We start from the raw sequence: 14,128 nt of genomic DNA on the forward strand, positions 1-14,128 counted from the left end.
GGCGCCTTGTCGGCCCGCAGGCGCGCATACAAGGTTTCGGCGCGGCTGACCTGCTCTCGGCTTGGCTTGACCCGCACCGACTCGTAGCCCACCAGTTTTCCGTCCTCCAGGATCGGCGTGACATAGGCGCTGACCCAATAGAAATTGCCGTTCTTGCAACGGTTCTTCACCACACCCATCCAGCTCTGGCCGGCCTTCAGGTAACCCCACATCGACTCGAACACCGCCGCCGGCATGTCCGGGTGGCGAACCAGGTTATGGGTGCTGCCGATCAGTTCGGCCTGGCTGAAACCGCTCATCGCTGCGAACTCGGCGTTGCAGTACGTGATGTGACTGTTGATGTCGGTGGCGGATATGAGCCGCTGCTGGTCGGGAAAGGTCTGCTCAACAGAGGTGACCGGCAAATTGAGACGCACTTTAGAACTCCATAGACAGCCTGCGATCAACAGTTACCGGCACCCGGCAAGAGGCTGATTCGCGATGTACTTTCCTGGCGGTACGGCTCAATCGGAAGGTTCGCCCTGATTGCAGCCGTACAGCGGTTTGCGCGGCAGTTGACCATCGATTCGACGGAGATCAACTAGGATCAGATGAGGCGTCAGGTGGGGACGGCGGACGGAGCGTTGGCGGGATTTACGAGACGTTCGAGCCTCTGCCAAGTCCTTGGTTTAGGTGAACAAGGGAAATGCAATGATTTCTTGTTTCATAAACCAGCCTTCTGAAACTAGATCACCAAATACCTGTCCGAAGCGCCGATTCTACGAAATGCATCACATTTTGCAAAGCAAGGTGATGAACCATGGTGTTGTCTAATGCCAATATTTATCGTTAAGTTCTTGATTCTAAATGGGAATTGAGCGATGCAAATTTCAAGTTTGGGTGCAGCCATCAAGCGCTATCGAAAGGTAGCGGGGCTTACTCAGGCTGAACTAGGTGAAAAAACCGGTTTTGACCCAAAAACCATCAGCCGCTTCGAAACCGGCACCTACACCCCCAGCGTTGAAGCTCTATTTCTGCTAGCCGAAGTACTGGGAGTGAAGCTGAAAGCCTTCTTCGCCGATCTGGGCGACGAAGAGGAACAGCGGGCTTATTTGTTCGGTGTCATTCACAAAGCCACCCCGAAGGATCTGGGAAAGCTGATAGCAGCGGTAGACCAGGCCTTGTCCAAGCCTTGAGCCCCGCAACAAATCAACTCCAAGAGGCAGGTTTATCGACACCGATAAGCCGGCCTCTTTTTCAATCGACGACTCCTGACAGGAACTGACAGGCCAGCCCCCTAAGCTTGCGCCCAACGCACCACCCAAAGGCCTCTGGAGTCGCCATGATCACCAACACCTATTTCCTGCTCTACGTGGACAGCCCTGCCCTCAGCGCAGAGTTCTACAGCCGCTTGCTGGATAAACCGCCGGTGGAATCCGGCCCGACTTTCGCCTTGTTCATCCTCGACTCGGGGATCAAGCTTGGCCTCTGGTCCCGACACACTGTCCAGCCGAGCGCTCAGGCCGTCGGCGGTGGCGGCGAACTGGGCTGGGCCGTGGACAGCCGCGAAGCGGTGGATGAACTGCATCGGCACTGGCAAGCCCTGGGCATGACCATCGCCCAGCCGCCGACCCAGATGGATTTCGGCTACACCCTGGTGGCCCTCGACCCGGACGGCCACCGCCTGCGGGTGCTGTACCTGACCATCGACTGAGTCGCCAGCCCTGAAACGGCGCCGTATCGGCGCCCGACCCTGCAGCAAAATAAAACCGACCGCCACATTGAGCCGCCCGGCACTCATCGTTATCCTCCCCGCCAACTTGTCACAAAATGTAAGGGAATACGATGAAGTACCTGCGCCTCCTCATGGCCATGGCCGCCCTCTGCGCCATGCCCTTTCTTGCCAGCGCCGCCACCGCGCCCGAGAGCAAGGACGCCGAACCCCAGACCGCCGAACAGTTTCTCGCCTCGCTCTCCCCACGCCACGGCAACGTCAAGCTGCCCGGGGATATCGCCAGCCTCGATCTGAGCAAGGAGTTCTACTACCTCAACCCCAAGGACACCGAGAAGCTGCTCACCGAGGGCTGGGGCAATCCACCTGGCTTCACCACCCTGGGCATGATCGTGCCCAGCGCCGTCAGCCCGCTGTCCGCCGAAGGCTGGGGCGTGATCATCAGCTACAAGAACGATGGGCACATCTCCGACGACGACGCCGCGAAGATCAACTACCAGGACCTGCTCAAGCAGATGCAGGAAGCGGACGAGGAAGACAACAAGCAGCGCCAGGAACAGGGCTACGGCGCCATTCACCTGTTGGGCTGGGCCGAGCAGCCAAGCTATGACGCGCAATCGCACAAGATGTACTGGGCCCGTGAACTCAAGGCCGAAGGCGCCCAGAGCCACACCCTGAACTACAGCATCCGCGTGCTGGGCCGCGAAGGCGTGCTGGAACTCAATGCCGTGGCTTCAATGGACGACCTGGACACCATCAAGCGCGAGATTCCCAAGGTGCTGGCCTTTACCAACTTCACCGACGGCAATCGCTACGCCGACTACAACCCGAGCACCGACAAACTGGCTTCCTACGGCCTCGCCGCCCTGGTGGCCGGCGGCCTCGCCAGCAAGGCCGGGCTCTTCGCCAAGCTCGGCGTACTGCTCCTGGCCGGCAAGAAATTCATCGTCCTGGGGGTATTGGGCCTTGCCGCCTTCATCGGCCGCCTGTTCAAGAAAAAGAGCTGAATCCCGCCCGGCAGCGCCCCGCCATTGCGCGGCGCTGGCACTTGCAAGGCCGGCACTAGCGGCCTTGCCCGGCAGGCACCTCATTGGCAGGTGTCGCCGACAAGCGCCGGCGCCACCGCCAACGCCCGTCCAATTGCATCGCCATCACGCTACCCAGCACCACCGCCGCCCCCAGCACCACGCTGGACTGCAGAGTTTCGCCCAGCACCGTCGCGGCCAGCAGCATCGCCACCGGCGGGATCAGGTACATGGCGATCGACGCGCGGCTGACCTCGACCCGTGCCAGCACATAGGCCCAGGCCAGGTAAGCCAATGCACTGGGAAACAGCCCCAGCAATAGCACCGCGAGGTTCACCCGTAGTGATGCCTGGGCCACCGCCTGCGTCAGCCCGGGGGCATACACCAAGAGCAGTAGCGTACCGCCCCAGACCATGTAGCAGACAGTGGTCAACACCCCATAACGCCCGGAAAAGCGCCGCTGCAAGACGAAGTACAGCCCCCAGGAAAACGCCGCCAGAAGCACCAGCAGCCCTCGCGGCTCGATCGCCCCCAGGCCCTTGTCACCGGCCACCACCAGCACCGCCCCCAACAGCCCGATCACCACACAAAGCCAACGCCAGCCACTGACCGGCTCCCTGAGCCAGAAAAACGCGATCAGCGTGCTGAAGATCGGCGCGGACTGCGCCAGCACGCTGGATGCTCCGGCGCTCAGCCCTTGCTGGCCGTAGTTGAGGCTGACGTGATGAAAAGCGATGGCGAAGAAACCCAGTACCAGCAACCAGGGCAGGTCGCGCCAGCGCGGCAGGGAGATCTTCAGCACCAGCGCCATTGCCGCCATGAACAGCGAGGCAATCAGGAACCGCAGCAAGGCCAGGTGCCCGGGGCTGTAGCCCTCCAGGCCGATATGGATACCCACCGGCGAATAGGCCCAACACAGAATCACCGCAGCGGTGGCCAGCACCAGCTTGAACAGGGGCGAGAGCATCACGACACAGATATCCAGAGGCAAGAAGAGGACCTGCAGTGTCCCGCCCTGCACAACTCACCACAATTAATCGATACTGAGGTTATTCCTCACTGGAAATGAGCAATGGAACTGACCCAACTGAAAATGGTGAAGGCCGTGGCCCGCACCGGCAGTATTGCCCGAGCGGCCGAGCAACTGCATTGCGTGCCGTCCAATATCACCAACCGCCTCAAGCAGCTGGAAGGCGAGCTGGGCACCGAGCTGTTTACCCGGGTCGGACGCGGCCTACGGATCAGCCCCGCCGGGGAAATCTTCCTCGGCTACAGTGAACGCATCCTGGCCCTGGTGGATGAAGCCAAACGTGCGGTGGACAACCAGGCCGAACCCAGCGGCCTGTTGCGCCTGGGCTCGATCGAGTCATGCGCCGGTGGGCGCCTGCCTCCCCTGCTGGCGCAATACCACAAGCGCTATCCGAAGGTGAGCGTGGAGCTGGTGACCGGAACCTGGTCGCAACTCTTTGAAGAGCTGCTGCACCAACGCATCGACGGCGCCCTGGTGGCCATCGACAGCCTGCCGGCCAAACTGCAACAGACCGTGCTCTACCACGAACCGCTGGTGCTGATCTCCAGCGGAAACAGCGCCCCTATCCGCAGCGCCAGCGACTTGCAGCACCACAACCTGTTCATGTGGCCGCCGGGCTGCCCCTATCGCCGCGCCCTGGAAAACTGGCTGGGCAGGCACGGTCTGAACCTGCCCATCACCGGCTATGCCAGCTGGGGCACCATCATCGGCTGCGTCAGCGTGGGGGCCGGGGTCTCGCTGATACCGGAAGGGGTGCTGGAGCGCTATTCGCAATCGGCCAACCTGAGCGTGCAGCGCTTCGACGACCTGCTACCGGTGGATAACCGTTTTGTCTGGCACAAGGATGTACAACACCATGGCGCCAGGGACGCCTTTGCGCAGTTGCTGAGGGAGCAGCTGGGGGCCTGACAGCCCGCAGCAACCTTGCAGGCAACACCGAGCATTTGGGCACAACGAGGCAGTCACGATGACTGAGCCCCCATCAGGGCGTCGATAAAGGGGGCCTTCTGCGCAAGGTACTCGCCAATGCCCTCGCGATTGCTGGCCTCAAGCCGAAACTTCAGATCCTGATACTGTTGGCGGATGCCGCTGTCCTGACGCAACAGATCGCGAAAGCGCAGCATGCGCCCCACCTGCTCATGACCGGCGACACAGACATGCACCTTGTGGGTGCGTATACCCTCTACATCGCGACGGTAAAAATGATGCCCGGGGGACAGATTGCTACCCCGGACATACCCCAGGGTCGCCATGAAGGCATTGCGCGCGGCTTCATCCACCTGCTCCGCGACCACCACCAGCAGATCGATTTCCGGCTTGGCCGCCAATCCTGGAACAGCAGTGCTCCCCACGTGATGAATATCCATCAGCTCGCAACCGAAGCCTTTGGCTATGCGCGCCTTCTCCCCTGCAAATGCCGCAGGCCAACGATCGTCATAGAGGGAGATCTTACTGGTTAGCGCCATGACCACTCCTTGATGCAAAGGCGTTGGATATTCCAGGAGCCCGCCGCCCGGGCCAACAGGACACAGGGATTGGCGAACCACAAACAAGGCGCACGACAACGGCACGTCAACAGAAATGCTGCACGAGCTCGAAGGTTGGCAGGAATTTTGATTCATCTCGTTGAGGACCAACGAGGAGCGTTATGGAGGCAACCCCACCAGCCACACCCCGGCACACAATGTTCCCGCTGTGGCTGCTGCCTTCCGGCTCTGACCAGGTTCACGGGTAATCGTTGCGGGGGGACCGATGGGGTCACCATAACGACGCTCGCCTGACGGCGAGCCGCGCCATTGTACCTATCTGAGTCGAACTTACAACCGCTGGCTGCAGATTAAAATTCGATGGGCTTCAAGCACTTGGCCGTGGCCCACCTGCCGTGGGGGCGAACTTGCTGGCGAAACAGGCATCGCGGTGCACCAGGGAAATCGCGCTGGGGCCTTCGCGAGCAAGCTCGCCCCTACAGGACGGCGAGGATCAGTCCAGGGACAGGACTTCGTCGGCGCGGCCGCCTTCCTGCTGGATCACCAGGTGGATGAAATGCAATTTGGCAATCACCGCAGGCGGCAGGATGAAGGGGTAGAAATCCGGTTGGCCCATGCTGCGGGACAGTTCGTTGAGCATGCCCGCCAGTTCGATCCAGGCGTTGACGAAAGCCAGGAACGCCGGCCCGCCTGGATGCTGCGGATCATAGAGGCTGCTCAAGGGAAACGGCTGGTAGTCGAGGTCGACGTCCCGGGCGCTCATGCCGAAACCCAGGGCGGTGTCCACTGCGTCCACCATGTGCAGGTAGTGAGCCCAGGTCTCCGCCCAGTCTTCCCAGGGGTGCATGGTGGCGTAGGCGCTGACATGGCTTTGCTGCCAGCCAGCCGGCGCGCCCTTCTGATAGTGCCGCTCCAGAGCTTGCGCGTAGCTGTAGCGTTCATCGCCGAAGAGGCTGCGAAAGGCTTCCAGCCAGGGGCTGTTGGCTATCAACCGGTCCCAGTAGTAATGCCCCACTTCGTGACGGAAATGCCCGAGCAGGGTGCGGTAAGGCTCATGCATCTGGGCCCGGATCTTTTCCCGGTGGGCGTCGTCGGCTTCCTTGATATCCAGCGTAATAAGGCCGTTGGCATGCCCGGTAACCGGCGCCCTGCCCTCCAGATCGACACCGATGAAATCGAAGGCCAGCCCGGCCTGCTCATCCTCGCCCTTGGGGATCACCTGCAGCCCCAGGTCAAGCAATTGCGCCACCAACCGCCGCTTGGCAATTTCCACCTTGCGCCAGCGCTCCGGGTTCTCGGCTATGGACAGGTCGGGAATGGTGCGATTGAGCTTGCAGGCCACGCACAGGCTGTCGGTCAGATGCGCCGGCAGCAGCCAGTTGCAGGCTGCCGGGGTATCGAGGTTGGCGCAACGCCTGAAGGCGCCGGCTTCGGGCTTGGCATCCAGCACCCAGGTATCGCCCGCCGGCCCGGGCTGCAGGGAAGACAGCAGACCCAGGTGCGGTGCATAGCCAAGCATTGCCGAACAGGCCAGGCACTGGCTGTTGCGAAAGAACAGCGATTGCCCGCAGCGGCAGGACCAGAGTTTGCTATTACGTGAACGGTCGCCGACGAAGGGTGCGGCGATCCGGGAACTGAGCTGCTCGAAAAAGCGGTACATGGCGAATCCTCCCTGGGGCTTGCCAAGACTAGATCATGGGCAAGCCTGTGGGGTTCCAAGATTCGTACCACTGCGCCGCTGGCGACGAGGCGCACCCGAAGGCACGGCAGCGGCTACAGGTCAGGTCGGGACGCCGTGCTCGGTCAGGAAAGCCACGAAGGCTTCTTCGTCCAGCACCTTGAGCCCCAGTTCGTTGGCCTTGGCCAGTTTGGAACCGGCGCCGGGGCCGGCCACCACGCAGTGAGTCTTCGCCGAGACCGAACCCGCTACCTTGGCACCAAGGCTTTCCAGCTTGTCCTTGGCCACGTCGCGGCTCATCAGTTCCAGGGAGCCCGTAAGCACCCAGGTCTGCCCCGCCAGCGGCAGGCCCGCAACCACCTTCTTCTCGCTCTGCCAATGCATGCCAAAGGCCTGCAGCTGCTGTTCGATGGCCTGGGCCAGTTGTGCATTGGCCGGGTTGTCGAAGAATTCACGCACCGCCTTGGCCTGCTTCTCTGGCAGCGCCTGACGCATATCCAGCCAGTCGGCCTCGATCACGCCTTGCAGTGAGCCGAACTTGTCGGCCAGTTTCTGCGCGGCGCCCGGGCCTACTGAAGGGATGTTGAGCTTGTCGAGCATGCCGCCCAGGGTGGTGCTGGCGGCGAATTCGGCGCCCAGTTCGCCCTGATCCTGCAGCACCAGGCCGCATTGATCTGCCGCCAGCAGGGAACCGATGACTTCCTGGTTATGACTGTCCTCAAAGAAGCTGTGGATTTCGTGAGCCACTTCCAGACCGACATCCGGCAGATAGGTCAGCACTTGCGGCAGTGCCTGCTGAACCCGCTCCAGGCTGCCCAGGGAGCGTGCCAGGACCTTGGCGGTTTCCTCGCCGACATCCGGGATACCCAGGGCATAGATGAAGCGCGCCAGGGCCGGACGCTTGCTGTCTTCGATGGCCTTGAGCAGTTTGTTGCTGGACACCTCGGCAAAGCCTTCCAGGTCGATGATCTGCTCGTATTTGAGCCTGTAGAGATCAGCCGGCGAGGCAATAAGGTTCTCGTCCACCAACTGTTCGATGGTCTTGTCCCCCAGGCCTTCGATATCCATGGCACGACGGGACACAAAATGGATGATCGCCTGCTTGAGCTGGGCCCCGCAGGCCAGCCGGCCAACGCAGCGATACACCGCACCTTCGCTGACGGTTTCCCGGCCCTTGCTGCGCTTGACCAGTTGCGTGCGCTCTACGTGGGAACCACAGACCGGGCAGCTCTCGGGGATCTGCACCGGGCGGGCGTTCTCCGGACGACGCTCGGTTACCACTTGCACCACTTGCGGAATCACGTCGCCGGCACGGCGGATGATCACCGTGTCACCGATCATCAAGCCCAGGCGCGCCACTTCATCCATGTTGTGCAAAGTAGCGTTGGATACAGTGACCCCGGCCACCTTGACCGGCTGCAAGCGCGCCACCGGCGTCACGGCGCCGGTACGACCAACCTGGAACTCCACGTCCAGCAGCTCGGTGAGCTCTTCCATGGCCGGGAACTTGTGGGCGATGGCCCAGCGCGGCTCCCGGGCACGGAAACCCAGTTCCCGCTGGGAGGCGATGCTGTTGACCTTGAACACCACGCCGTCGATCTCATAAGGCAACGCATTGCGCCGCTCGCCGATCTCGCGGTAGTAGTCCAGGCATTCGTCGATGCCCTTGGCCAGCCGCAGTTCACGACTGATGGGCATGCCCCACTGCTTCAACCGTTCAAGGTTGCCGATATGGGTGTCGGCGATGTCCGCGCTGACCTGGCCCAGGCCATAGCAGCAGAACTCCAGGGGCCGACTGGCGGTGATCTTCGAATCCAGCTGGCGCAGGCTGCCCGCCGCTGCGTTGCGCGGGTTGGCGAAAGTCTTGCCGCCCGCTTCCAGTTGCGCAGCGTTCAGGCGCTCGAAGCCGGCCTTGGACATGAACACTTCACCGCGCACTTCCAGGGTTGCCGGCCAGCCACTGCCTTGCAGCTTGAGGGGAATGTTGCGCACGGTACGCACATTGACGCTGATGTCTTCACCGGTGGTGCCATCGCCACGGGTGGCGCCGCGTACCAGTACGCCATCCTGGTACAGCAGGCTGACTGCCAGGCCATCGAGCTTGGGCTCGCAGCTGTACTCCACCGCCGCGCCGCCACCGAACAGATCACCGGCCGGCAGGTCCAGGCCTTCGTTGACCCGGCGATCGAACTCGCGCATGTCGACTTCCTCGAAAGCGTTGCCGAGGCTGAGCATGGGGATTTCATGACGCACCTGGGTGAAGGCCGAAAGCGCTGCGCTGCCGACACGCTGGGTTGGCGAATCGCTGGTCACCAGTTCAGGGTGCTCGGCTTCCAGGGCCTTGAGCTCACGGAACAGCCGGTCGTATTCCGCATCCGGGATGCTGGGTTCATCCAGTACGTGGTAGCGGTAATTGTGCTGGTCCAGCTCAGCGCGCAGCTCAAGAATGCGGGTTTCGGCGGCGGTCATGGGGTTCTCTCACAAAGCAAAAGAGCAGCCTAGGCTGCTCGATCTGAAGATTGGGGCAAGGACTTCGCTGGCAAGCCAGTTCCTGTACAAGCCAGCCCCTACATGGAGGGGCTGGCTTCAGGAGCTTAGCGCTTTTGGGTCAGGGCGCGGCGTTCGAATTCGACGATGCGCTGGCGGTAGTGTTCGATGGTCTGGGCAGTCAGGACGCTGCGTTGATCGTCCTTGAGCTCGCCATTGAGCTCCTGAGACAACTTACGCGCCGCCGCCACCATCACGTCGAAGGCTTGCTTGGGGTGACGCGGGCCCGGCAGGCCGAGGAAGAAGCTGACAGCCGGGGTGCTGAAGTGGTCGATATCGTCCAGGTCGAACACGCCCGGCTTGACCGCGTTGGCCATGGAGAACAGCACCTCGCCGTTGCCAGCCATGCTTTCGTGGCGGTGGAAAATATCCATCTCGCCAAAACGCAGGCCGCTTTCCAGGATGTTCTGCAACAGGGCCGGCCCCTTGAAGCCGGCAGCGTCGCGGCAGATCACGCTGATCACCAGCACTTCTTCGGCTTGCGGCTGGTCCTTGTCGCTGTGGCTCGCAGACTTGCTTTCCTCAACCGGGAAATCATCGTCGCGGCTGCTGAAGCTCGGGCCACTGTCCAGATCCAGGTCCAGGTTGAGGTCGCCCTGATGCGGCTCGCCACCGCGCTTGCCGCGCTTGGACGAAGAGCTTTCCCGCGGTTCGCGGGCAGGCATGCTGACCGACGGCAGGTCATGCTCGTCCAACTGCGGCTCTTTATGGGTATCCAGAACGCGGGGCGGGCCCAACAGCTCGGCACTGCCTTCATCGTCCGGCAGATTGGAAAGACTTCGATCAAGACGGAACTTCAACTTCCCCTTGCCGCCGCGCATACGCCGCCAGCCATCAAAAAGAATACCGGCGATAACAATAATGCCGATGACGATCAGCCACTCGCGCAGACCGATTTCCATGTAATCCCGTGCCTCTATAAAAAATGCTGAAAAATAAGGGGTTTACAATCTGCAAACCGCTTTAAAACGTGGCGCCAACTCTATGTTCTGAATGGCGTTTTGCCCACGCATAGGAAAAATTGACATTAAACTAGCACGACCAAAGGCAACTTTACACCGTCTGTCGCAACGGCTAGGGCCAATATATCGATTGGCCAGCTGGGTAATGGGAAAAATCCCCCCTACTTGCCCCCTACAGTCGCCTCAGTCGCCCGGACTCAAGCGTCCACCATCGCCATCGCCTCCTCGACATCCACGGCTACCAGGCGCGAACAACCGGGTTCGTGCATCGTTACCCCCATCAACTGATCAGCCATTTCCATGGCGATCTTGTTGTGGGTGATATAGATGAACTGCACGGTCTGCGACATCTCTTTAACCAATCTCGCGTAGCGTCCAACGTTAGCGTCATCCAGCGGTGCGTCAACTTCGTCGAGCATGCAGAACGGCGCCGGGTTCAACTTGAAGATGGCAAATACCAGGGCCAATGCGGTCAATGCCTTTTCGCCACCGGAGAGCAAATGAATGGTGCTGTTCTTCTTGCCCGGAGGACGCGCCATGATCGTTACCCCTGTATCGAGTAGATCTTCGCCCGTCAGTTCCAAATATGCGCTGCCGCCACCGAAAACTTTTGGAAAGAGTGCCTGCAAACCGCCGTTGATCTGATCAAAGGTATCTTTGAATCGATTACGGGTTTCCTTGTCGATCTTGCGGATCACGTTCTCCAGGGTTTCCAGGGCCTCCACCAGGTCGGCATCCTGGGCATCCAGATAGCGCTTGCGCTCGGACTGCTGCTGATACTCGTCGATGGCCGCCAGGTTGATTGCGCCCAGGCGCTGGATCCGTGCGGCAATCCGTTCCAGCTCTTCTTCGGCGGCCTGCTCGCTGGCTTCTGCGGTCAGGGTCGCCAGCACGCCGTCCAGGTCGTAGCCGTCGGCCAGCAGTTGCTCCTGCAAGGTCTTGCGGCGCACGGTCAGGGCTTGCCATTCCATGCGCTGCTGCTCCAACTGGCCACGAATCAACTGCGACTGCTGCTCGGCCTGGTTGCGGCGCTTCTCGGCATCGCGCAGTTCGCGGTCGGCATCTTCCAGGGCGATCTGCGCGGTCTTGAGCTCCACATCCACGGTCATGCGCTTTTCCAGCAGCTCTTCGAGCTTCAGGCGCAACTCTTCCAATGGCGCCTCGCCTTCTTCCAGGTTGAGGCTGAGTTGTTCGCGCTTCTCGGTCAGACGCTCGGATTGCAGTTCCAGACGCTCCAGAGCCTGCCGGGTGGAATCATGCTGGGCCTTGAGCGAGCCCATGCGCACTGCCAACTGGTGGGCGTGATCCTTGTGCTGGCGCGCTTCCTGGCGCACCCGGTCAAGACGCTCGCGCAGGCTGTCGCGCTGGGCCAGCAGCAGCTCACGCTGCTCGGTGTCCAGGGCCATGCTGTCGAGAGCGTCCTGCAATTGCAGGCGCGCCTCCCCAATCTGTTCGTGTTCCAGCTCGCGCTGTTCGCCAAGCTCCACCAGCTCTTCATCGAGACGGGTACGCCGCAAGGTCAGTTGTTCGGCCTTGGCCTTGCCGGCAGACAGCTTGGCCTTCAGCTCACCTTGCTGGCGGGCTTCGTCCTGCAGCAGACGGCGCAGATGCTCGCGACCGTTCTCCTGCTGGCGCTGCTGGGCCCGCAGGTTGAGCAACTGGCTTTCCAGGGCCTCGACACTGGCTTCGCGCTCATCGCGCTCCTGGGTCAATTGCTGGATTTCCTGGCCCCGGGCCAGCACGCCGCTTTCCGCTTCGCTGGCGCGGCGCACCCGCAAAAAATGCCGGCCGACCCAGTAGCCATCGCGGCTGATCAGGCTCTGTCCGGCAGCCAGTTGCCCCCGCAAGGCCAGGGCCTGTTCGAGGTTTTCCACCGGTTTGACCTGACCCAGCCAAGGCGACAGATCCACCGTGGATTCCACCTTGTCCAGCAGGCTGCCGGGGATGCGCATTGCATCGCCTTGCTGGCTCAGCAGGCGCAGATCGCCTTGCTGGAAACCCGCGAGGTCAAGGCCGGTAAAATCGTCCACCAGCACCGCCTGCAGATCGGCGCCAAGCACGGTTTCCACCGCCAGCTCCCAGCCCGCTTCCACATGCATGCCATCGGCCAGGCGCGGACGCTCGGCCAACTGCTGCTCACGCAACCATTCAGCAGTGCCAGTAGCGGGGTCCAGCGCGGCCTGCTGCAAGGCTTCCAGGGAGGCCAGCCGGCCATTGAGGCGCTGCAATTCACCCTGGGCCTGCTGCTGTGCCTGGGTCGCCTGCTGCAATTGCTGGCGCAGTTGTTCCAGGCGCTCGACCTGGGACTCCTCGCTGGCTTGCAGGTCTTCCAGGGTCGCCTCACTGGCGGCCAGTTGTTCGTTGAGTTCAAGGATCGCCGCATCTTCCGGGTCGGCCGAAAGCAACTCGCGCTCCTCCCCCAGGCGCCGTTGGCGCTCGGACAGCCGCTCCATGCTGCCTTCGAGCTGCTGGATGCGCGACTGCTGCACTTCCGCCTGGCGCCGCGGCTCGGCGGAGCTCAGGTTGAAGGCGTCCCACTGCTCCTGCCAGCCGTGCATGGTGGTTTCGGCCTCTTCCAGGGTTGCGGCGGCTTCTTCGGCTGCGGCGGCGGTGACTTCCTGCTCGGGCTCGAGCATCGCCAGTTCTTCCCCCAGGGTCGCCAGCAAAGTGCGGTCGTGCCCCAGGTGCGACTCGGTTTCCAGGCGCGCGCGCTCGGCTTCCTTGAGGTCGTCCTGCAACTGCCGCAGGCGCTGCTGGCCATGCTGGATGCTCTGCTCGACCCGGGCGATGTCACCGCCCACCGAATAGAAGCGCCCCTGCACCAGATTGAAGCGTTCGGAGAGCTCGTGGTGCCCGTCACGAAAGCGTTCGATAGCAGCATCGGCATTGCGCTGCTCGGCCACCAGGGCCTCGAAGCTGACTTCCTGGCTACCAATCACCGACTCGCGCTGGCCCACCTGCTCATTCAGGGCTTGCCAGCGCAGGGCCGACAGTTGCGCCTTGAGCTGGCGCTCCTCGGCCTTGTACTCCTGATACTTCTCGGCGGCCTGGGCCTGGCGATGCAAGCGTTCGAGCTGACGCTCCAGCTCTTCGCGCAGGTCGGTCAGGCGGGCGAGGTTCTCGTGGGTGCGGCGGATGCGGTTTTCCGTCTCGCGCCGGCGCTCCTTGTACTTGGAGATGCCCGCGGCTTCCTCGATGAAGTTGCGCAAATCCTCGGGCTTGGCTTCGATCAGCTTGGAGATCATGCCCTGCTCGATGATCGAGTAGCTGCGTGGCCCCAGGCCGGTGCCGAGGAAGATGTCGGTGATATCCCGACGGCGACATTTGGCGCCGTTGAGGAAATAACTGTTCTGGCTGTCGCGGGTCACCTTGCGGCGAATGGAGATTTCCGCATAGGCGGCGTACTCGCCCACCAGGGTGCCATCGGAGTTGTCGAACACCAGTTCGATGCTGGCCTGGCTCACCGGCTTGCGGCTGGTGGAGCCGTTGAAGATGACGTCGGTCATCGACTCGCCGCGCAGGTTCTTCGCTGAACTTTCGCCCATGACCCAGCGCACGGCGTCGATGATGTTCGACTTGCCGCAGCCATTGGGCCCGACCACCGCCGCCATGTTACTGGGGAAGTTCACCGTGGTCGGATCGACGAAGGACTTGAACCCCGCCAGCTTGATGCACTTGAGTCGCACGT

10 protein-coding genes, 1 other RNA gene and 1 pseudogene are annotated in these 14,128 nt (G+C 61.9%); 4 read left to right on the plus strand and 8 right to left on the minus strand.

Annotation, left to right across the window (positions count from 1 at the left end):
* Nucleotides 1-134: 134 nt before the first annotated feature.
* A pseudogene (locus M2395_RS31800) lies at nt 135-416 on the minus strand (PAS domain-containing protein); the annotation flags it as partial.
* Nucleotides 417-860: 444 nt separating this feature from the next.
* Between M2395_RS31800 and M2395_RS11630 the strand changes: the two are divergent.
* The 3 genes from M2395_RS11630 (at nt 861) to M2395_RS11640 (ending at nt 2,718) form a co-directional block, all read left to right on the plus strand.
* Nucleotides 861-1,175: a helix-turn-helix domain-containing protein gene (locus tag M2395_RS11630; RefSeq protein ID WP_011060220.1), complete on the plus strand. Its 315-nt coding sequence runs from the start codon at nt 861-863 to the stop codon at nt 1,173-1,175.
* 146 nt (nt 1,176-1,321) lie between these two features.
* Nucleotides 1,322-1,693: a VOC family protein gene (locus M2395_RS11635; protein ID WP_053150057.1), complete on the plus strand. Its 372-nt coding sequence runs from the start codon at nt 1,322-1,324 to the stop codon at nt 1,691-1,693.
* A 131-nt stretch (nt 1,694-1,824) separates the two neighbouring features.
* Entirely contained in the window at nt 1,825-2,718 is an 894-nt protein-coding gene (locus M2395_RS11640; RefSeq protein WP_123430276.1) for a DUF2167 domain-containing protein, read from the plus strand.
* Nucleotides 2,719-2,773: 55 nt separating this feature from the next.
* Here the strand turns inward: M2395_RS11640 and M2395_RS11645 are convergent, their stop codons facing one another.
* On the minus strand, nt 2,774-3,703 hold the full coding sequence (locus M2395_RS11645) for a DMT family transporter (RefSeq protein WP_041752046.1): 930 nt from the start codon (nt 3,701-3,703) through the stop codon (nt 2,774-2,776).
* Between the two features lie 105 nt (nt 3,704-3,808).
* Here M2395_RS11645 and M2395_RS11650 point away from each other — a divergent pair, with 105 nt between their 5' ends.
* Nucleotides 3,809-4,675: a LysR family transcriptional regulator gene (locus M2395_RS11650; RefSeq protein WP_011060216.1), complete on the plus strand. Its 867-nt coding sequence runs from the start codon at nt 3,809-3,811 to the stop codon at nt 4,673-4,675.
* A 53-nt stretch (nt 4,676-4,728) separates the two neighbouring features.
* Here the strand turns inward: M2395_RS11650 and M2395_RS11655 are convergent, their stop codons facing one another.
* The 6 genes from M2395_RS11655 to smc all read right to left on the minus strand — a co-directional run bounded on the left by M2395_RS11655 (nt 4,729) and on the right by smc (nt 14,126).
* Nucleotides 4,729-5,232 carry a GrpB family protein gene (locus M2395_RS11655; protein ID WP_015634772.1) on the minus strand — a complete coding sequence of 168 codons (504 nt, stop codon included), beginning with the start codon at nt 5,230-5,232 and terminating at the stop codon, nt 4,729-4,731.
* Nucleotides 5,233-5,424: 192 nt separating this feature from the next.
* Nucleotides 5,425-5,521, minus strand: an RNA gene (gene ffs, locus M2395_RS11660) — signal recognition particle sRNA small type.
* Nucleotides 5,522-5,746: 225 nt separating this feature from the next.
* Nucleotides 5,747-6,913, minus strand: coding sequence for a putative zinc-binding metallopeptidase (locus tag M2395_RS11665; RefSeq protein ID WP_011060214.1), 1,167 nt, complete (start codon nt 6,911-6,913; stop codon nt 5,747-5,749).
* A gap of 120 nt (nt 6,914-7,033) precedes the next feature.
* Nucleotides 7,034-9,400 (minus strand): NAD-dependent DNA ligase LigA, encoded by a 2,367-nt coding sequence (gene ligA, locus M2395_RS11670; protein WP_011060213.1) that lies wholly within the window; start codon nt 9,398-9,400, stop codon nt 7,034-7,036.
* Nucleotides 9,401-9,525: 125 nt separating this feature from the next.
* Nucleotides 9,526-10,380 (minus strand): cell division protein ZipA, encoded by an 855-nt coding sequence (gene zipA, locus M2395_RS11675; protein ID WP_011060212.1) that lies wholly within the window; start codon nt 10,378-10,380, stop codon nt 9,526-9,528.
* 257 nt (nt 10,381-10,637) lie between these two features.
* Nucleotides 10,638-14,126 carry a chromosome segregation protein SMC gene (smc, locus tag M2395_RS11680; protein WP_053157085.1) on the minus strand — a complete coding sequence of 1,163 codons (3,489 nt, stop codon included), beginning with the start codon at nt 14,124-14,126 and terminating at the stop codon, nt 10,638-10,640.
* Nucleotides 14,127-14,128 lie beyond the last annotated feature (2 nt).

Origin of the sequence: Pseudomonas sp. BIGb0176, from assembly GCF_024810175.1 — a bacterium.
GTDB lineage: Bacteria > Pseudomonadota > Gammaproteobacteria > Pseudomonadales > Pseudomonadaceae > Aquipseudomonas > Aquipseudomonas protegens.